This is a genomic window from Cytobacillus kochii, from assembly GCF_020171845.1.
In the GTDB taxonomy this organism is placed as follows: Bacteria; Bacillota; Bacilli; order Bacillales; family Cytobacillaceae; genus Cytobacillus; species Cytobacillus kochii.
On the sequence record NZ_JAIVAM010000001.1, the window covers coordinates 37,081 to 55,834 of the forward strand.

The following is an 18,754-nucleotide window of genomic DNA, read 5'->3' on the forward strand; positions in this document are numbered from 1 at the left end:
TAACTAAAAAAAGAAGTAATTAATAAAAAGGCAACAGTAAAAAGAATACTTAAAAGGTTATTCGCATAACTTCCTCTTAAATAAATCAAATCGCCAACCTAATTATATAGATGATATGTAAAACGACTCTTAATCTAACAGATGAGAAGAAGGAAAAACAGAGGACGGTGTATTGGTGTGGAATGGAGTAAAGAGACAGAAATGTTTATTATCTTTATTTATTACGTCATACCCGCAGTAGTGATGGGCTTGATTATTATTGGGTTTGTGATACTATTCCGTAATTTAATAAAGGATAAAAGGAACAAAAATAAAGAAGATGTCTGAAGAGAAACCTGCATCTTAATTTGACGCAGGCAAAGATTTAGAACGCTTTATTAAAAGATAAGTGGATACTGTTCCCCAAATAAACAATATGAAATAAAAAAGTCTTTGAAGTAATCCTGAAGGGAGAGGAAAGAGTGGAACAAGTGATATCAGAATAGTAGTAGATATTAAGCTTGCTGTGCAAAAATATGTCCATTTTCTAATGGGTGGCAGTTTCTTAGCGAAAATGAGTAGGCCTGGAAATACGGTTATCATAGCGATCCATACGAGAATAGAGTGCCCTAATAAATTGACATCAGCAGGGATTATGCCTGAGATAAAGGTAGAAATGCCTATTAAAAGGATAAACGATGTTGCCATTCGATTAATCAATGATTTGCACAAATATTGGGAGAGATATAGTACTCCGATACAAAAGGTTAATCCATTAAACACAAAGAGTCCATTCATCCCCACATGATGAGGGGAACATATTTCATAAGGTGCGAATGCATAAGTGAATTCACCGCAGGTAGTTACACCAAGGTCACTCATAGCATGATGTAAATAGCTATAAGACGCTGTTGAGGTGAAAATGAAGAAAGGTTCAATAAGAAAGTATAGGCAAGTCATCCCCCAACTTAAGAAGCCTATTCTATTTGATATATACATGAGATTCCTCCTGAGAGAAAGTTTATGTATATTTTATATCCATTATTTACTAAAGAGTATGGGCTATTTGTGTATATTGGTTTAAGGCTTGAGGCTGAAAAGCTTTAAGTGGCCTCACTATTCCTCGCTTTTCATACGTTTATGTTTTTCATGAATGATTTTTTTATTTAGTATTTTCACTGTTCCCACCATTAACAATCTCATATCTTCTACAATGTAGTTCGCTAGATCTTCATCTGAGATCGTATCTTCGTCAATATCCAAGCGAAAATCTTGTCCTTGTAAGCCTCCCCCATTGGTAAATTCTATTTCGAAGTCGAATTGTACGCGTTTATCCATTATATTGCCCCCCCACTCTTGTTATTGTTTTATTCCTATTCGTTTAGGGGGCATAAAGTGACCTTCTCATACAAACCATCTTATTCCCCGATATGATAAACTATAAATGTCAAAATTAACTGTTGTTTGAAAAGCAGTGTGTAAACATGCTATAAGTGAAGAAGGTATATTTGATAAATAGATATCTCACCGTGAGAGGATTGAATACATGATGAAAGAAAATTTTTGGCGTGAGTTGCCACGCCCATTCTTTGTGCTTGCACCGATGGAGGATGTGACGGATGTTGTTTTTCGTCATGTCGTTAGTGAGGCAGCACGGCCAGATGTGTTTTTTACTGAATTCACAAATTCGGAAAGTTATTGTCATCCTGATGGACAAAAAAGTGTTCGTGGTCGCTTGACTTTTACAGAGGATGAGCAGCCGATGGTGGCGCATATATGGGGAGATAGACCTGAGAATTTTCGTGAAATGAGTATTGGTATGGCGGAACTAGGATTTAAAGGCATTGACCTTAATATGGGCTGTCCTGTGCCGAATGTTGCTGGAAACGGTAAAGGTAGCGGATTGATTTGTCGTCCGGATGTTGCTGCTGAGCTGATTGCTGCGGCAAAAGCAGGGGGACTGCCTGTTAGTGTAAAAACAAGGCTCGGTTATAGTGAAATCGACGAATGGCGTGATTGGCTCACGCATATTTTAAAACAAGATATTGCCAACCTTTCGATTCATCTTCGGACGAGAGAAGAAATGAGTAAGGTAGACGCACACTGGGAATTGATTCCAGAAATTAAAAAGCTCCGTGATGAGGTAGCTCCTGATACGCTGTTAACAATTAATGGTGATATTCCTGACCGCCAAGTGGGACTAGAGCTGGCAGAAAAATACGGAATTGACGGTGTAATGATTGGCCGAGGTATTTTTAAAAACCCATTTGCTTTTGAAAAGGAAGCCAAAGAGCATAGTAGTAAAGAATTATTGGACCTATTAAGATTGCATCTCGATCTTCATGATCAATATGCAGGGTTGGAGCTGCGCCCGTATACCGGCCTTCATCGTTTTTTCAAAATTTATATTCGAAGCTTTAAAGGAGCGGGAGAATTAAGAAATCAGTTAATGAATACAAAGTCAACTGATGAAGCACGTGCGTTACTTGATGATTTTGACAGAATAAATCATTCATAAGAGAAAAGATGAATATTTACTTCTTTTTATCGATATGATATGATACTGGTAATTAGATTCCATAATAAAAATTGAGAGGTGCCTTTATGAGTGCAGTAGGTTCTAAATAGGCAATTAAATTTGAAATGAATGCAATAACAAATGGGGAAAATTTTATTAGTGATCCCCTGCTATTTGTTATGGATTGATTTCAACCTATGAAGATACCTACTATACTTTATAAAGCATGTGATGAACAGGGAAGCTATATCTAGCTTTTCTTATGGTTCATGACGTCTTCTAGCCTTATAAATGTAAAAGCTGCGGGGTATCCCTGCAGCTTTTTCTGTCTAAAAATCTATCGGAATCTAATAAGTAGGTGTCTTCACAATGAAAAAATGAGTGAGGAGCATCGAAATTGAATAATATGACATTTGAAAAACTACAATATAACGAATTAAAACAAATTGTGCAATCTTATTGTGTGAGCGGTTTAGGTAAAAGGTTAATCGATAAACAAGCACCGAGTACAAATATAAAAGTGGTGAACAACCGCTTACAGGAAACTACTGAGGCACGAGCAATCATAGATGCCGAGGGCCATATTCCTTTTGTAGGTATTACAAACATTGAAAGCATTATTGATTCACTTGATAAGGACATTATTTTGCAACCGAGTGATTTAGTTAGTTTATCTGACTTTTTACGAGGCTGTCGCAAAATCAAACAATTCATGCAAAGCAAAGAGTTTTTCGCACCAACGCTTGCTTCTTATGCTCAGTCGATGTCTGAAATGAAGACAATAGAGGAAGAGATCAATTTTACGATTAAAGGCAGTCGTATTGATTCGTCGGCAAGTAGAGAGTTAAAAAAAATCCGTTTTAAAAAAGAAGCGACAGAAGAAAAAATTAACGAGCGTTTAAATAAATTTTTAAACAATGGCACGAATAAGAAGTATATCCAAGAGTTCTTTATTAGTAAAAAAGATGACAGATATACAATTCCAATTAAAGCCTCTTATAAAGGTCAAGTGCCAGGTGCCATTATTGAAGTATCTTCGAAAGGTTCTACTGTATTTATCGAACCACAGACCGTTTCGAAGCTGAGTGCAGAATTAGCAAGCCTTAAAGTAGAAGAAGAGATGGAAGAATACCAAATATTAGCGACACTATCTGGGATGATAGTAGAAGATTTACAAAAGATAAAAGTAAATATGGAGTTAATTAGCCAGTATGACATGGTATTTGCGAAGGCGAAATATAGTAAGCATATTGCTGGTATACAGCCGAAGGTCAATGATCATGGCTATATTAAAATAGTGAATGGTAAGCATCCCTTGTTGCCGAAAGATGCTGTACCCCTCCAGTTTGAGATTGGTAAAGATTATAGAAGCTTAATCATTACTGGCCCTAATGCCGGTGGAAAAACAATTGTATTAAAAACAATTGGGCTATTAACTTTAGCGACGATGTTAGGGGTTCATATTGCGGCAGAACAGGGAACGGAGATCGCCATTTTTGAACATATTTTCGTTGATATTGGCGACAATCAAAGTATAGAAAATGCCTTAAGTACGTTTTCATCTCATATGAAAAACTTGTCGGAAATCATGAACGCCTCCAATCATCGTACTCTTTTATTATTTGACGAAATTGGCAGTGGTACTGAACCGAATGAAGGGGCAGCACTTGCAATTGCGATATTAGAGGAATTCTATCATATGGGCTGTCTAACCATTGCAACCACTCATTATGGGGAAATCAAACGTTATTCAGAATTGCATAGTGATTTTATGAACGCAGCGATGCAATTCGATCAAGAAACTTTATCACCGTTGTATCAGTTAGTTATCGGGAAATCAGGAGATAGCAACGCATTATGGATTTCTCGCAAAATGAATATGAAAGAATCCGTATTAAAGCGAGCAGAAGCTTATATGGAGAATAAAGATTATCAACTAAAGCAAGTGAATCCAGATAAAATACGTCAGCCTAAACACAAGAGCGAAGCAGTTGCAGCAAAATATGATTATAAAAAAGGGGACAGAGTAAAACTATTGGATCATAATGACTTTGCGATTATCTACAAAGAAATGGATCAATTTTATAATGTTGTGGTCTACTATAAAGGAGAAATGATTGAAGTAAATGTCAAACGAATTACTTTAAATCTCCCAGCACAGGAACTATATCCAGAAGGTTACGATTTAGAAACCTTATTCACTGATTTCGCTACAAGGAAAATGGAACACGATATTAATCGAGGATCGAAGAAAGCCCTACGGAAAATTCAGAAGGAAATGCGGAAAAAATAAAACAATATTGATGTACCCGAGTCCATGTATAAGGATTCGGGTTTTTCATATTTAGTAACAACTCAAACTGATGAAGAGTTTAAGAAAGTGAGCGGAGCAAAAGGAATTAGCGCGTTCATCCAGAGAGAAACCAAGGAAGATGGCATAACGAAAGAGCTTTGCAAGTGTACAAAAAAAACGGTACATAGACGAAGCTGATTATATTAACCTTCATAAATCCACCACTCCATTCATCCGTAAGAAGCACCTAATAACTGAAAAGGAATCAAGCGTGTGATGAATTACGACCAAAGACCTAGCGAAACTTTAGTCTCTAGCTAGTTAATCAGTCATGATTCCTTTTGTATGCTTATCTTAAGCAATCGGAAAAAATGGTGGCTATCGGGATTTGTTTATATTTCATTCGTTGGCTAGAGGAGAGACGGTAATGGGTTTAGGTGACAAGAAGGTTTATATTTTGCTTACAGATACAGGTACGTACTTTACGAAATTGATAAAATTCTATACGAAGAGAAGTTATAATCATGCATCTATCGCCTTTGATCATGAATTAGCAAAAGTATATAGTTTTGGCAGGAAAAAGCCACGGAATCCTTTTATCGGTGGGTTTGTAGTAGAGAATATAAACAAAGGATTGTTGAAGCATGCGGATTGCATCATTTATTCTTTCGCAGTTAATAATGAAGAACTGAGGAAAATGGAACAATATATCGCTACAATCGAATCTGAAAAGGAGGATTATCGTTATAATCTCTTTGGTCTATTTGGTGTGCTGTTTAATAAACCTTTGAAAAGAAGAAAAGCTTTCTTCTGTTCTCAGTTTGTAGCTTCAGTCATCCACGCAAGTGACAGCATCGAATTTGAAAAACCGCTATCATTAATCACTCCGTATGATCTCCGCAATATCCCCTTTATACAGGTTGAATATGAAGGGAAGCTGAAAGAGTATTTGTATAAGGAAATAGAACAACCTGAGGGAAAAGATTCTTTTTTTGTCTCAATATAGTAAATGGGTGCTAAAATTTTCCTTGTCATATTTTTAACAGATTCATTGCGTCTCTCTATGTGATAGGTATCATAGAAGCTATAACTGTGATCACATATCACATAATGGAGGTGACGATCCCATAAATGCATATAAGCGAAGAAATTACCGTCCCCACATTTTCTCAAGAAGTGTATAAATGTCTCCGGTATATTCCCACCAGGTAAAAGAGTTTCTATTAGAAAATTAGCTGACCAATTGAATGTCAGTACAATGCCGGTTAAAGAAGCATTAAATAAATTACATCAGAAGGCTTTTTTCATTTTGAACGGAGGAGTATTTTTGTTAGCCAGCTTTCATCGCAATAATTAATTGAATTATATGGATTACTTTAGAGAAAATGGCCTTGGAATGGTCGTATAGACATTATGAAGGTTCCTTTGAAGAAATCAATTAGTTGATTCAAAAAGATAATCCAGACATAGAACTTGCCTCTTAAAAATTTAAGCAGAATTACAAATTGAGTTTGTTTATGGAATGGATGCAGCTGAAAATGGAATCGGCACGATGTCAGAAGAGCGTTGGGAGACGCTGATTGACCCGCTATGATGAAGGATTGATGGATGAGAAGTTCGGCTGCAGAAGAAGTCTTTACTACTAAATGGTGTCCGAAAGAAGAGTAAGTGATTCGATATCACTTACTCTTCTTTGTTGTTTCTTCTCAGGAATTGTTGAATGAAACGGTTTGTATGGGAAAAACTCACAATAGCCGTTTTTTTATTTAGCTCTCTTTGGGGCAGGTAGTTCTTCGGTGGTCTCGGAATAGATGGAATTATTTTATTTATTCTCTCATGTGACAAGTTTATTCGGCATGTAGTATAATTCACGGGTCACTCTCTATAGGTTTCCCTAGAAGAGAAATGGGGAAATTAAATGAAATACAAAGGGGATGAATAAATGGACTTAACGATTGCTGCTTTTTCAGTTCTTATCCTGGCGATTATTTTAGTGCTTGGTAAATGGGTAAGAATTAAAGTGAAATTACTTCAAAGATTGTTTTTACCAACATCATTAATTGCGGGTTTTATTGCACTTATATTAGGACCAGAAATACTAGGAAGGCTACTTGGACGCGAAGGTGGAATTTTTACATCTGAGATGGTCGAAGTTTGGGCTAGTCTGCCAGGCCTTTTAATTAATATTGTTTTTGCATGTCTTTTTATAGGGTTTAAATTACCTAATCCCAAAAAAATGTGGCGGATTGGTGGGCCGCATATTGCTTTAGGTTATACACTCTCTTTTGCTCAATATGTAGTGGGTATTTTACTTGCTATCACCATCATTACACCTCTTTTTGGACTTAGTCCTGCTGCAGGCGCCTTAATTGAGATTGCCTTTGTTGGTGGTCATGGAACAGCGGCGGGTTTACAAGGGACATTTACTTCTTTAGGTTTTGAAGAAGGTTATGATTTGGCAATTGGTTTGTCGACAGTCGGTATTCTTGCAGGTATCATCGTAGGGATGATTTTAATCAATTGGGGAGCACGTAATGGCAAATCTAAAACATTGAGTCACCCTGATGAGATTTCTGTAGAGGAGCAGTCAGGTATTATTAAGGTCGATAATCGTTCATCAGCGGGTCTGCAAACTACTTCGCCGATGTCTATTGAGCCGTTAACGCTTCATATTGGATTTGTTGGGCTATCTATTTTTATAGGGTTCTTATTATTGGAAGCGTTTCAATGGCTTGAGGCTGTTACTTATGGGCCAGCTATAGGTGTTTATTTATTTGAATATGTTCCTTTATTTCCATTCGCAATGATAGGGGGAATATTGTTACAATTATTCTTATCCAAATTTGACCGTTATCAATTAGTTGATCGCGAATTAATTAATCGTATTCAAGGTGTAGCTCTTGATTTCCTAATCATTAGTGCGATGGCTTCACTTAGTCTACAGGTCATTGGTGAGAATTTCATTCCGTTCATTATTTTAGCGATTGCTGGAATTGTCTTGAATGTAGGGTTATTCTTATATCTGGGTCCTCGTATGATACCTGAGTATTGGTTTGAAAGAGGATTAGGAGATTTCGGACAGTCTACAGGTGTGGCTGCAACAGGAATTATGCTAATGAAAACAGTCGATCCAGAGAACAAATCGCCAGCACTCAATGCCTTTGGCTATAAACAAATTGTATTTGAACCGATGGTAGGTGGCGGGCTTATTACAGCTGCAGCCGTTCCATTTATTATTCAGTTTGGAGCAATTCCTGTATTAATTGTCAGTACAATTTTAATGATTATCTTTTGGATAATAGGCGTAAAAGTGTTTGGTAAGAAGAAAAAGTGAGTGATTGACAATCCATGTTCAAAATGATAAATTATTTTTGTTTATAAATGAATAATGGCGACATGGCTATGGGCGTCATGTTAGCGAATTCGCATAGAATATGTTTGAATGCAGCGCCTCCCGCTTTTATAGGGAGCGCTGCCTTTTTGCGTGGAGGGAAGGTCAGATGGATAAAAGAGTGTATTTACTAACCATAATTACTTTTATTGTCGGTTTGGTTGAGTTAATTATTGCGGGCATCTTGCCACTTATTGCAACGGATTTAGGTGTGTCGCTTGGTGAAGTGGGGATGTTAATCTCTTTGTTTTCTTTAAGCTTTGCCATATCTGGTCCTGTACTATTATCTTTAACAGCGAAGATAGAGAGAAAGCGGTTATTTCTATTCGTTCTATTTGTTTTCTTCTTATCTAATTTAATGATTGTTGTTATGGATGGTTATGTATCTTTGTTGGTTGGAAGAGTAATATCGGCTATGTGTGCGGCTCTTCTTATTTCATTATGTCTCACGATTGCTTCACAAATTAGTGGTGAAAAATATCGAGCGAGAGCGATTGGTATTGTACTGATGGGGGTCAGTGCGTCCCTTGTTTTTGGAATTCCATTCGGCTTGTGGTTAGGTAATGAATATAGCTGGAGAGCGCCGTTCTTGTTTATTTCGATTCTGACATTAATCATCATGATTGTTGTTTATTTTGCATTAGGCCCAATAGAGGCGAAAAGAGGTTTACCTTTAAAGGAACAGTTAAAAGCATTAAAAAATAGAAAGATTGTACTCGTTCAACTGACATCGATTCTCTTTTTTGCCGGTCATATGAGTCTATATGCGTATTTAACACCCTTTCTTAGTGAGACGATGAGTATTACTGGTAATTCACTTAGTTTGATTTACCTTATTATTGGCATCGTTGCTGTGTGCGGGAGTTTTTTAGGTGGGCAGATTACGGATCGCTTAGGTGCGAAACGATCTATTATCATCGTACTTTCTGCTTTTATTGTTACAATTATCCTTATCCCGTATTTGCAGTTTTCTCTTGCTTTGTTTATTTGTGCACTATTGTTATGGAATTTATTAAGCTGGTCTTTGCAGCCCGCCATCCAGAGCTATCTTGTATCTGCTGCGCCAGAAACATCTGATATTCAACAAAGTTTAAATAATTCAGGGGTTCATGTTGGTATGGCTATTGGTTCAACTGTTGGTGGAATCATCATCGATCAATATCATGTGGAGATCAATCCTCTTATTGCAGGGGGTTTTACATGCATCGCCTTGCTCATTATCTTGGCCGCATTTAAGCAAAAGCGTAAATGATAATAAAAAAGCAGCCTTCAAAGGGAGACTCATAGAGTCACAATTGAAGACTGCTTTTCTTTTCCTTATTTAATTCCAAATTTCTTCAACCCATTCAGGATGATCGATAAATGGATTACGATTATGCTGATAGTCATTATAGATAATATCATTTCTTTGTCGTTCTAAGTCATCTACAGGGTCTAAGTTATGCCACTCAATTAACGTTGAGAGTTTGCCGTGATAGGGAGCTGAACCGTTGCTTACGCGGTCGTTCACCTCTAAATCCAGTTCGCCACTGTCGCCTTCATAACGGACATCCATATAGAAAATCATTCTCGCGACATCCCCTTTTACTTCATCACGTGGTTCCCAAGAATCATTATCCGTAAAGGTATCAGGTGCTTCACCTTGTGGAGAGCCGCCATTATCAAAATCTTTGTTACCACGAGAGCCATTCACTGATACATCTGTGGGGCGTAGATGATGTAGGTCTGTTCCAGGACCCATAGATGTTCCGAAATCACCATGCGATTTAGCCCACACATGTTCTCTGTTCCATTCATCTGGATTTCCACCGTTCGTTGATTTACTTTGTGATCTGCCAGTGTATAAAAGGATGACGTTATTCGTATTATTTGGATCTTCATCCGTTGCCTTCAGTGCTTCCCAAACGGCACTATAGGAAATTTCGGTATGGTCATCAATGATATTGTGTAACGCGGTTTTTAATGCTTCGCCTGTTTTTCCAGTAGCAGAATCATAATAAGAACCAGGGGCATTATTTTCCTCATCAGGTCCTTCAGGTTCCTCTTCTTCGGATTGTTTGATCATTTCAGCTGTGTTTTTCAATCCAGGATGTGAATAGTACGCTGTGAGATTGCCGGTTACTGTTATCTTCTCACCAAGTAATTCGGGGTTGCTCTTAAGGCCGAACTGTGTGCGGAATTGTGAGGGAATCTGAATATAAAGCATATTAGCAGTATTTGTTTCTGTGCGAGAATCAGCAATAGCTAAGGAGTAATCATCTGGATAGTTGCCCGTAATTACCGTATTGGCTGAGGTAGGCTTACCTACTATATAGCCTTCCACCGATTGTACAGAGTTATTTTGCACGTCGATGGCTTGTGATACTGGTAAGGTAGCAGCAGATATTTGCGAAGAATCGAATGATAGAGTAGAAAAGAAAACGAGAAAAGCGACAATAGATAACTTTAAGAATCTACGCATATTATCCTCCTTTAATTTTTTTATTGTATTCTGCTTCATCTTACCATTTTTCTGTTAAAATATTTTTAATAATAAGTAAATTTAGGAGGCGTTGATAAAAATAAGAAAATCTACTCGGCTTGTTTGCAGGAGAATAGAACTTGTTTAGAGGGAATTTATGGTGAAAGTAGGTGGTAAGGAGGTAGAGGATGAAAATCTTACGAAAGTATCTCATCTGTACTTTAGCTCTTTTCCTCATTATTAGTATTGGAGGGTTTCTTTTCTTTACATATACGCCGACCTACAAGGGTGTCATTATAGAAAGTGGGCAATCTATTTGGGTTGTGCCGAATGCTGAAAATATTAAATACAAATCAAAACAAGAGTTAAGAGAAACATACATGTATCAAGGAGTTGAATTTACATTACCAACTTATATGTCAGAAAAAAAGGTAGGTCAATTGTCAGTCGGTGATGAAGTAATCATCTACTTTAGTGGGGAGATAAGAGCTTCTGCACCTGGAGGCGGAGATGCTTATTGGGTCTCTTTAATAAAAAGTGAGAGCGAGGAATCAAATTGATTAATTATAACGGAAAGAAATTTGTATCAATAGAGAATACAAATAATGGTGAAGTCTCTGATCAAACTTATTTTGATTATAGTCAAGAGGGGAATATCCTATCTGCTAGCTACTATGGCGGACAGATTAGAAAAGGAACGTTAATCGGTATTGTAAATGAGGATGGTTCTTTATTGTTTAACTATAATCATGTAAATAGTAAAGATGAAGTAAGAGGTGGTACTTGTTCTTCAACGCCTGAATACCTTCCAGATGGGCGAATGAGATTACATGAACAATGGCAATGGAACGATGCAGATCAAACCGAAGGGCAATCGGTTATTGAGGAAATGAAAAAAGAATCGAAAGTATATTGATAGGAAGGCTAGTGGATTGCACTTTTACTGCAAAAAGTCCACTAGCTATTCAAATTCTGATTACACAGAATGAGGTTGATACCTTTTAGGCTTTGTCACTTTAAACCATTGATAACAGAAAATAATAATAATCACTAGGTCAACAATATCGCCTCCATAATACATAATCATGCTTCCTTTTTCAGCTTCCATTCTTTCTACACTTGAAGGAGGGTAACCATAAAAAGATTTGGCTAGAATCTGATGTCCAGCGAGAGCTAAAATAAGTATAATGGCTCGAAATTGAAAACTATAACCTTGGTGAAGCTTATCAATATAGACGATTGATGCTGTGAAAAAATAACCAGCTAGGAAGATATGTGCATGAATGACGGTGTACAACACCATTGAATGATGCATCATTGTGAATAATTCCGTTCGATATAATAACCAAAGTCCACCAATATTTAACACCGTAGTAAATAGGGGATTTAATAAAAGGTGAAATGGTCTCATTTTTAAGGTAGTAGTCACTTTTCTAGCCGTTTTTACAGGTAATGAACGTAGTAGGAGCGTTACTGGTTTTGCTAGTACCATAAATAGTGGGCCAATCATGCCTAAAAGTAAATGGGCAACCATATGGACACTGAAAAATTGGTGTGATGCCTCTGCTAAAGGACCAGCCACTGCTAATATACAAAGTACATTTCCACAAATCCAACATGCTGTGTGATACCATGGCCACTGACGGTAAGATTGATTAGATTTGATGACAGCGATTCCATAGAGAATGATTAAAAGAAAAAAAGGAGTCGCTAAAATAAATGAAAGAATGGTTATGTCAAAGTGTTGTTGAGCAGGCATAGTGTCCCCCTTTTAGCTTTACTTACTTTATGACTGACTAGTTTTTCGGATGATAATGATTCCGATAATCGTAATCACTGCAGCAGTGATATTCCATACCAAATCATAAGGTAGCACATCAACTCCGTAGCGAATTTGATGTAATTTGAACACTTTATGTTGAATTAAACCATCGTATAAATTAAATAAACCAATACCTAATAAAGCCCCGCCAATCCATCTTTTTTTCCACCAAGATTCTCTTCTGCGTAAGTCAGCCACCATAAACAGACTTGCTACTGTAGCGAACCAACTAAACGCATGGAATAACCCATCAGAAAGTAATCCGATCTTTGTTGTGGATTGATCATAAAAATGATGCCAACCTAATAGTTGGTGAAATACCATCTCATCAATAAATGCAACCAAACCAAGTCCGAAGAGAATACCAGAGATGAGATTGTATGTTGAGTGCTTAGTTATGTTCTGTTGGAATTCCTTATGTTCGCCTTTAATTGAATTATCGATAGTATCAGCTCATTTCTGTAAGGTATTTCCTCTATTTTTCCCGAGTGTTTAAACTCTAAACATATATAGAAGTGTAAGTTTATAATGAATTTGAAATTGATTCGATATTCATAGGAAGTATTTATAGCAATTGGTTGTTATTGTGAATTAAAAGGAACCTAACTACGCTAAGGTAGTTAGGCATTTTGGAGTAGCTATGAAATTTTCATTACTAGCTTCCACGATATACTTGGTATCCCCAAGGTGAAATGAGAAGGGAGACGTGATTATCCATATCTACATTTGACACTCCGAACGAACAGGGACTGCCTCTAAGAATGGTAGGTCGGGGAGGGGGATTTCTTTTTCACGTCTAGTAAGTAGTGGAGCATCTAAGCGGCCGTTCGAACGAGCATTCTCTTCCACCTTGAATACCTGTCGCTAAAATAACTTTGCGTGCAAGAAGGGAACGGAAGGTTCTTCTGATTGGTTGATATGTGGAGAAGTATACTTCGTAACGAGCTTCCCAGGGATTCGTAATGTCATAGATAAATAGTCTTTCTTCTTGCAAAGAGTTTATGAATATGAATCGATTGCATAGTAAAAATGAATGGTTAGTTTAACAAATTTTCCCTCAATAGGTTATAATTATATTTGGGTGTTTATTAAATTATTTAGGAGAAAGACAAATGAAAGAAATACAATGTTATAGATTTGAAGCAGAGATTGAGGCAGATATAGATTTAGTTTTTGAATGTCTTAATAAAGATCAACATGTATTAAAATGGAATACACAAATCATTGAAAATCATTATGATGGAGATGAAAGTGATTTAAAAGAAGGCTCGATGTTAACTACAAGGCAAAAAATTGGAAAAAAGGTGTATGAGTTACAAGCTGTTTATTCTAAGTATGATCCACCTTTTTATGCTGTAGTAGAGACGAAGACGAAAGAAGGAATAAGTAGGACAGAATACATTCTCGAAATCCTCCCAGAAGGAACAAAGTTTATAGCGAATGTTACATTGATTCCATCAAACTGGATCTATAAATTAGTTACTAATATGATGAAATGGTCATTTAAATATGTTTATGATGACCAGTTTAATCAGTATATAGAATATATTTATCAAGTTGAATATAAGAGAAGATGAAGTATAAGCTGAGAGTAGCCCTTTTCTGGCTACTTTTTTTATGATAAAAAAAGGTTTTACGCTAGAATCAGTTCATTCAGAGGATGATCCTTTTACATGTTACTTCGTATAGGTCTATAAGGAGAAGAATTATGAAAAGGAGTGAGAAGATGAGAGGAAAAGTGTATTTCTCTTAGATTTTGAAAAATTTAAAAAGAAAGATAAGAGCTAATAGTGAAAAATTAGCTCCTATTCACCTTTTACTGATTAAATATTATATTTTCCATTTCTTTAAGAATTTCAAAAGCCCCTTCTGATTTATTTGAGCAAACAACGATGGTAAGAGCTTGATTTGGATAATGTACTGATCGATAATTAACTCCTGGATCATATCCCATCTGAATATATTTCACGATACCCAGTTCGTTTGATTCCATATAACCACCATAACCGTAAAAGATATCTTCTTCCACATTTACTTGAGGAATCAATAAGTTACGAGTCATATCTTTTGTTAAGAGTTTGCCATTCATTAACGATTCCCAGAATATCCCCATATCAATTGCAGTAACATAGGCACCGCCATCAGGTCCACCTTTTACAGGTAGAGAAAAAATATTCGATCTCAACGTTCCATCTGGTTTTTCCAAATATCCAAATGAAACGCTTTCGGGTAGTTCATCCATTGAAAAATATCCTGAGTCAGTCATGCCCGCTATTTCAAAAATATCTTTATTGATATAGTCAACAAAATTCATGCCACTGATATGTTCAATAATAAGGCCTAAAATAATATAGCCAGTATTATTGTATTTAAAAGGGCTATCCACTTTGGTTTTCATTTTTTTATATTGAAACATTGGCAAAAAGTCTTTTACAGAACGAATCTGATACATTGGCCTATCTTTCCAAAGATCTTCATAATCATCCATTTCATCTTCGTCAAAATAATCAGGAATGCCAGATGTATGAGTTAGTAAATGATGAATGGTAATTTCTTTATCAAAATATGGAAATACAATATCTAAACAATCGATGATTTTCGTGTCAAATGTGATTTTACCTTCTTCTACCAACTTACAAATTGCAACAGATGTAAAAATCTTACTACCAGATGCAATTGAAAAGCGAGTGTGTGAATGATTTTTGATTTTTTCAGGATAGATTGCATAACCAAAGCTCTCTGAAAATATTGTTCTATCATGCTTCCGTACACAAATACTCCCGGAAAATTGCACTTCCTGTTGCTTTTTTGTTAGACTCTTCCACTTCGTTTGTTTATCCAATTTTAATTCCTCCTGAATGTGTATTCCATCTAAAAAATCGAATTCATATAATGAGGCACATTCAATTAACTTCTTCAAATTTGATAAAGAATCATTTTGCTCTCCCCCTTCTCTTTTGAGCATAGCATTTTTCAATTTGTTATTACGATGATATATATTAATTTTATACAAAAATAGACAAAAAGAGTAGGAGTTTATAGAGCAGATAAGCTGATTCAAACGCTACTCACTTTATATATTTTAGAAATGACACTCAGGACCAAAGAGGCAAGTTGTTGAACAGAAGATAATAGCTATATCATGTTTTTACAAAAATGTAGCAAGGTTTTTAGAGTTTTGTACTAGTGAAAAACTTTATATTTCTTTTCGTTTTAACTCTTGTTACTCTGATTATATCTTGCAAAATGATAACAAATGAAACTAACCCCCGCTTCTAACCGTATATTAGTAAAATCATACAGAAGGAGAATAAAGATGGATATAGATTTACCAATACCAAAGCAGAGATTATCTAAGAATAGTATAAAAGCGATGCTAATTAGTGAACTAATTGGGAATGCGATATGGTTGCCAATTCTTGCTATACTTTTTTACGTTGACGCTCGATTTGATTGGTGGGATTGGGTAGGATGGGTTCTATGGGTTGTCCTTGGTCTTACTATTTTATCTATGATTTATTCATTAACCATTCAACCATACCTATTATATAAAAACTTCCGTTATGAAGTAGATGAGGAATTCTTGCAGATTAAGCAAGGTGTGTTTATAGAAAAATATGAATTAGTACCAATGACAAAGATCCAATCTGTGGCAACGAATCAAGGACCGGTACAGAGAAGGTATCAATTATATGGTCTTTCTGTCGAAACGATGAGCTCAACCCATACAATCCCTATGCTATCAAAGGAAATAGCGATGCAACTGAGAAATACGATTGCTTATTATGCAAAAATAAAGGAAGTAGATGAATAATGGATTATAGACGATATTCTCGCTTAACCATTGCTTTTCATATATGGGGTGTTTTGAAGTTTTTCTTTTTTGCTTTTCTTTACTTATTTATATTTAATCGAGAGGCCGATTGGATTGGTTACGGTAGAATTATTGCCGCCATACTTCTTATTCTTTCTATTATTTTTGTTATCTTTAAATGGCTGACTACAACTTATAAGATCGATGAGGTCGCTTTTTACTTGCGTGAAGGCTTTTTCACAAAACATAAACGAACGATTCCTTTTAGTAAGGTTCAAAATGTAAATAGACATACGACTTTTCTACATAAATTAATAGGAAAGACCTCCTTGAAGTTTGAGACAGGTATGTCTGGTGATGGCGGGACAATAAAGTTCGAGGTGCTTTCTAAAGAAGAAGCGGACCATTTAGAAGACTGGATAGAAAAAAGTACACGCAATATCAAAGTGTCCGAAGGTGAAGAGGAAAAGGTAGAAGAATATATAGAAGATAGAAAACTGCATTTTGCTGCCAGCAAGAAGGATATTATAAAAGCTTCAATGACGTCATTAAGCTTTTTGCTTTTAATTCCTGCTTTAGGCTCACTGTTTTTTATGATCAATGATTTTATTAATGTCGAGAAAGAAGCGGAAGGTGCCATTCACTTTATATTAAGTGCCTGGTGGTTAACGGCACTTGTTGTTATTTTTCTTGTTGTGGCTTCAACCATATTTGGCATGATAAAAACATATATAAAATATGGTAATTATCGAATTTATTCAGATGTTGATAGGATTTATATCTCTAGAGGCGTACTAGATGAAGTAAGCTTTTCTATTTCAAAGGAAAAGGTCCAAGCTGTCGAAATAACGCAAACGTTAATGAAAAGAATTTTACGTATTGCAGAAGTGAAACTAACGAGTGCTGGTCAGACAGGAGGAGGAGGCGGGGATTCTTCAATGGAGACAAGCTCTTTGTTCCCCTTTTTACCGCAGAAGGATGCCTTTCGTCTAATATCTGAAATCTTACCAGACTATGAAGTAGAAGAAGAGATGCACAAGCTTCCGAAAAATGCTCTTTTTGCCAGGTTGTTGAAACCTAGTTGGCTCTGGATGATTGCAACGGCATTATTATATTATTTCCAACCCAATGTGTTAAATATGAATATGCCATGGTGGTTGTTTTCATTGCTTTTACTTATTTTAGTTGTTTTACTAAGGGTCCTAGATTACTATAATAGCCGCTATGTGTTGAATGAGCGTTTTATTCAATTAAAGACTGGGAGCTTAGCAACGACATTATTTCTAACTAGACGTGATAAAGTGATTGAAATTGAGATGAATAGGGGCCCCCTCGAGAAATTACTAGGCATTGCTAAGATTACGACTATCAATCGAGCGCAACCTGTGCGACACACTCACATGTATGGTGTGCCCGAATCCTTCCGTTTAGCGTTTTATCAATGGTATAAGAAGAGAGGATCAGAAATTGAATTCAAACAATAGATAGGGTGAATGTAAAATGAAAGCCGTAGTGATAGAATCGTATGGTTCCTCAGACGTCTTGCAAGTAATGGATATAGACATACCACGGCCTTCTGCTCATGAAGTGCTCATAAAAGTGGATAAAACAAGTGTGAACTACGCTGATATTAAAAATCGTCAAGGGTTGAAGAAGAAAATGGAAGGCCCCAAGATTCTTGGTCTTGAAGCGGCAGGAACGATTGCCGAGGTAGGTTCTGAAGTCAAGAAACTTAAAGTGGGGCAAAGAGTAGTAGCTTTTCCTGAAAAAGGGTCCTATGCGCAATATACTGTGGCAAGCGAAGCACTTACATTTGCCATCCCAAACGAGATTGATTTTACTACTGCAGCAGCAAGCCCTATTGTTTCCTTTTTATCTTACCAATTATTGAAGGACATCGCACGAATGCAAGTAGGAGAGACTGTACTCATTCATGCAGCAGCTGGTGGTGTAGGTTCTACAGCCATCCAAATGGCAAAGTTATTTGGTGCGAAAACAGTAATTGGCACGGTTAGCAGGGAAGAGAAGTTTTCCACTGTGTTGGCAGCAGGGGCTGATTTGCCCATCACTTATGAGGATTTTTCTTCAAAAGTTAATGAATACATCGATGGAGATGGGGTTAATCTTATCTTAGATTCTGTTTCTGGCTCTGTATTTGAGGAAAGCTTTGCTTGTTTAACTCCATATGGGAGGATTGTGCACTTTGGCAATACGAGTAATCAAACGGGTAGGATCCCAACAACTGCTCTCCATAGCAGTTGTCGTTCAGTCCTTGGTTTTAGTTTTGGTACGACAAGAAAGAAAAGGCCGGAAACGATCAAGCCCGTTGCTGATGAAGTATTTAAGTTATTGGTAAACGGGGATGTACAAGTAAAAGTAGGGGCAGAATACTCCTTGTATGAAGTGAAAAAAGCACATGAGATGATAGAGAATAGAGAGAATACTGGGAAAATCGTCTTAACAGTATCCTAGAAGA

The 18,754-nt window shown here is 36.5% G+C and carries 19 protein-coding genes; 13 read left to right on the top strand and 6 right to left on the bottom strand.

The genetic code is table 11. The features are described from left to right. Positions 1-177: 177 nt before the first annotated feature. Positions 178-327, top strand: coding sequence for a hypothetical protein (locus LCM23_RS00180; protein WP_224934448.1), 150 nt, complete (start codon positions 178-180; stop codon positions 325-327). 15 nt (positions 328-342) lie between these two features. Here LCM23_RS00180 and LCM23_RS00185 read toward each other — a convergent pair whose 3' ends face one another. Together LCM23_RS00185 and LCM23_RS00190 are read right to left on the bottom strand one after the other, a co-directional pair. Then, on the bottom strand, positions 343-978 hold the full coding sequence (locus LCM23_RS00185; protein WP_224934450.1) for a DUF998 domain-containing protein: 636 nt from the start codon (positions 976-978) through the stop codon (positions 343-345). A 117-nt stretch (positions 979-1,095) separates the two neighbouring features. Further along, positions 1,096-1,317 (bottom strand): cyclase, encoded by a 222-nt coding sequence (locus LCM23_RS00190; RefSeq protein WP_224934451.1) that lies wholly within the window; start codon positions 1,315-1,317, stop codon positions 1,096-1,098. 211 nt (positions 1,318-1,528) lie between these two features. Between LCM23_RS00190 and LCM23_RS00195 the strand changes: the two genes are divergently transcribed. From LCM23_RS00195 to LCM23_RS00220, 6 genes are all read left to right on the top strand, one after another. Further along, positions 1,529-2,497 (top strand): tRNA dihydrouridine synthase, encoded by a 969-nt coding sequence (locus LCM23_RS00195; protein WP_224934670.1) that lies wholly within the window; start codon positions 1,529-1,531, stop codon positions 2,495-2,497. A gap of 397 nt (positions 2,498-2,894) precedes the next feature. Beyond that, positions 2,895-4,790, top strand: a complete 1,896-nt coding sequence (locus LCM23_RS00200) for an endonuclease MutS2 (protein WP_224934452.1) — start codon at positions 2,895-2,897, stop codon at positions 4,788-4,790. A gap of 427 nt (positions 4,791-5,217) precedes the next feature. After that, positions 5,218-5,796 (top strand): hypothetical protein, encoded by a 579-nt coding sequence (locus LCM23_RS00205; protein WP_224934453.1) that lies wholly within the window; start codon positions 5,218-5,220, stop codon positions 5,794-5,796. A 189-nt stretch (positions 5,797-5,985) separates the two neighbouring features. Beyond that, positions 5,986-6,147, top strand: a complete 162-nt coding sequence (locus tag LCM23_RS26140) for a GntR family transcriptional regulator (protein WP_224934672.1) — start codon at positions 5,986-5,988, stop codon at positions 6,145-6,147. Positions 6,148-6,732: 585 nt separating this feature from the next. Then, positions 6,733-8,124 (top strand): sodium/glutamate symporter, encoded by a 1,392-nt coding sequence (locus LCM23_RS00215; protein ID WP_224934456.1) that lies wholly within the window; start codon positions 6,733-6,735, stop codon positions 8,122-8,124. 166 nt (positions 8,125-8,290) lie between these two features. Continuing rightward, positions 8,291-9,433 carry an MFS transporter gene (locus LCM23_RS00220; protein WP_224934458.1) on the top strand — a complete coding sequence of 381 codons (1,143 nt, stop codon included), beginning with the start codon at positions 8,291-8,293 and terminating at the stop codon, positions 9,431-9,433. Between the two features lie 69 nt (positions 9,434-9,502). Here the strand turns inward: LCM23_RS00220 and LCM23_RS00225 are convergent, their stop codons facing one another. Next, positions 9,503-10,642: an endonuclease gene (locus LCM23_RS00225; protein ID WP_224934460.1), complete on the bottom strand. Its 1,140-nt coding sequence runs from the start codon at positions 10,640-10,642 to the stop codon at positions 9,503-9,505. A 188-nt stretch (positions 10,643-10,830) separates the two neighbouring features. Between LCM23_RS00225 and LCM23_RS00230 the strand changes: the two genes are divergently transcribed. Both LCM23_RS00230 and LCM23_RS00235 read left to right on the top strand, forming a co-directional pair. Continuing rightward, on the top strand, positions 10,831-11,202 hold the full coding sequence (locus tag LCM23_RS00230; protein WP_224934462.1) for a DUF3221 domain-containing protein: 372 nt from the start codon (positions 10,831-10,833) through the stop codon (positions 11,200-11,202). After that, positions 11,199-11,558, top strand: a complete 360-nt coding sequence (locus LCM23_RS00235) for a n-acetylglutamate synthase (protein ID WP_224934464.1) — start codon at positions 11,199-11,201, stop codon at positions 11,556-11,558. The genes LCM23_RS00230 and LCM23_RS00235 overlap by 4 nt, the downstream gene beginning before the upstream one ends. Positions 11,559-11,618: 60 nt before the next feature. Here the strand turns inward: LCM23_RS00235 and LCM23_RS00240 are convergent, their stop codons facing one another. Together LCM23_RS00240 and LCM23_RS00245 are read right to left on the bottom strand one after the other, a co-directional pair. Further along, positions 11,619-12,401: a cytochrome c oxidase assembly protein gene (locus tag LCM23_RS00240; RefSeq protein ID WP_224934466.1), complete on the bottom strand. Its 783-nt coding sequence runs from the start codon at positions 12,399-12,401 to the stop codon at positions 11,619-11,621. A 27-nt stretch (positions 12,402-12,428) separates the two neighbouring features. Further along, positions 12,429-12,896 carry a DUF2243 domain-containing protein gene (locus LCM23_RS00245; RefSeq protein WP_404826571.1) on the bottom strand — a complete coding sequence of 156 codons (468 nt, stop codon included), beginning with the start codon at positions 12,894-12,896 and terminating at the stop codon, positions 12,429-12,431. A gap of 680 nt (positions 12,897-13,576) precedes the next feature. Here LCM23_RS00245 and LCM23_RS00250 point away from each other — a divergent pair. Beyond that, a complete protein-coding gene (locus LCM23_RS00250) occupies positions 13,577-14,041 on the top strand; it encodes an SRPBCC family protein (RefSeq protein WP_224934468.1) in 465 nt (154 codons plus the stop codon). A 239-nt stretch (positions 14,042-14,280) separates the two neighbouring features. Here the strand turns inward: LCM23_RS00250 and LCM23_RS00255 are convergent, their stop codons facing one another. Further along, positions 14,281-15,525 carry a serine hydrolase domain-containing protein gene (locus LCM23_RS00255; protein WP_224934470.1) on the bottom strand — a complete coding sequence of 415 codons (1,245 nt, stop codon included), beginning with the start codon at positions 15,523-15,525 and terminating at the stop codon, positions 14,281-14,283. A 255-nt stretch (positions 15,526-15,780) separates the two neighbouring features. On the opposite strand from LCM23_RS00255, the gene LCM23_RS00260 reads away from it, so the two are divergent. The 3 genes from LCM23_RS00260 to LCM23_RS00270 are packed head-to-tail and all read left to right on the top strand — an operon-like array spanning position 15,781 to position 18,750. Beyond that, on the top strand, positions 15,781-16,278 hold the full coding sequence (locus tag LCM23_RS00260) for a PH domain-containing protein (protein ID WP_224934472.1): 498 nt from the start codon (positions 15,781-15,783) through the stop codon (positions 16,276-16,278). Then, positions 16,278-17,762, top strand: coding sequence for a PH domain-containing protein (locus LCM23_RS00265; protein ID WP_224934474.1), 1,485 nt, complete (start codon positions 16,278-16,280; stop codon positions 17,760-17,762). Before LCM23_RS00260 ends, LCM23_RS00265 begins: the two co-directional genes overlap by 1 nt. A 16-nt stretch (positions 17,763-17,778) precedes the next feature. Next, positions 17,779-18,750, top strand: coding sequence for a quinone oxidoreductase family protein (locus tag LCM23_RS00270; protein WP_224934476.1), 972 nt, complete (start codon positions 17,779-17,781; stop codon positions 18,748-18,750). Positions 18,751-18,754 lie beyond the last annotated feature (4 nt).

Coding starts and splice junctions, on each gene's coding strand:
- LCM23_RS00185 (WP_224934450.1), bottom strand. CDS start 978: ATGTATATATCAAATAGAATAGGCTTCTTAAGTTGGGGGATGACTTGC.
- LCM23_RS00190 (WP_224934451.1), bottom strand. CDS start 1,317: ATGGATAAACGCGTACAATTCGACTTCGAAATAGAATTTACCAATGGG.
- LCM23_RS00195 (WP_224934670.1), top strand. CDS start 1,529: ATGAAAGAAAATTTTTGGCGTGAGTTGCCACGCCCATTCTTTGTGCTT.
- LCM23_RS00205 (WP_224934453.1), top strand. CDS start 5,218: ATGGGTTTAGGTGACAAGAAGGTTTATATTTTGCTTACAGATACAGGT.
- LCM23_RS00215 (WP_224934456.1), top strand. CDS start 6,733: ATGGACTTAACGATTGCTGCTTTTTCAGTTCTTATCCTGGCGATTATT.
- LCM23_RS00220 (WP_224934458.1), top strand. CDS start 8,291: ATGGATAAAAGAGTGTATTTACTAACCATAATTACTTTTATTGTCGGT.
- LCM23_RS00225 (WP_224934460.1), bottom strand. CDS start 10,642: ATGCGTAGATTCTTAAAGTTATCTATTGTCGCTTTTCTCGTTTTCTTT.
- LCM23_RS00230 (WP_224934462.1), top strand. CDS start 10,831: ATGAAAATCTTACGAAAGTATCTCATCTGTACTTTAGCTCTTTTCCTC.
- LCM23_RS00240 (WP_224934466.1), bottom strand. CDS start 12,401: ATGCCTGCTCAACAACACTTTGACATAACCATTCTTTCATTTATTTTA.
- LCM23_RS00250 (WP_224934468.1), top strand. CDS start 13,577: ATGAAAGAAATACAATGTTATAGATTTGAAGCAGAGATTGAGGCAGAT.
- LCM23_RS00260 (WP_224934472.1), top strand. CDS start 15,781: ATGGATATAGATTTACCAATACCAAAGCAGAGATTATCTAAGAATAGT.
- LCM23_RS00265 (WP_224934474.1), top strand. CDS start 16,278: ATGGATTATAGACGATATTCTCGCTTAACCATTGCTTTTCATATATGG.
- LCM23_RS00270 (WP_224934476.1), top strand. CDS start 17,779: ATGAAAGCCGTAGTGATAGAATCGTATGGTTCCTCAGACGTCTTGCAA.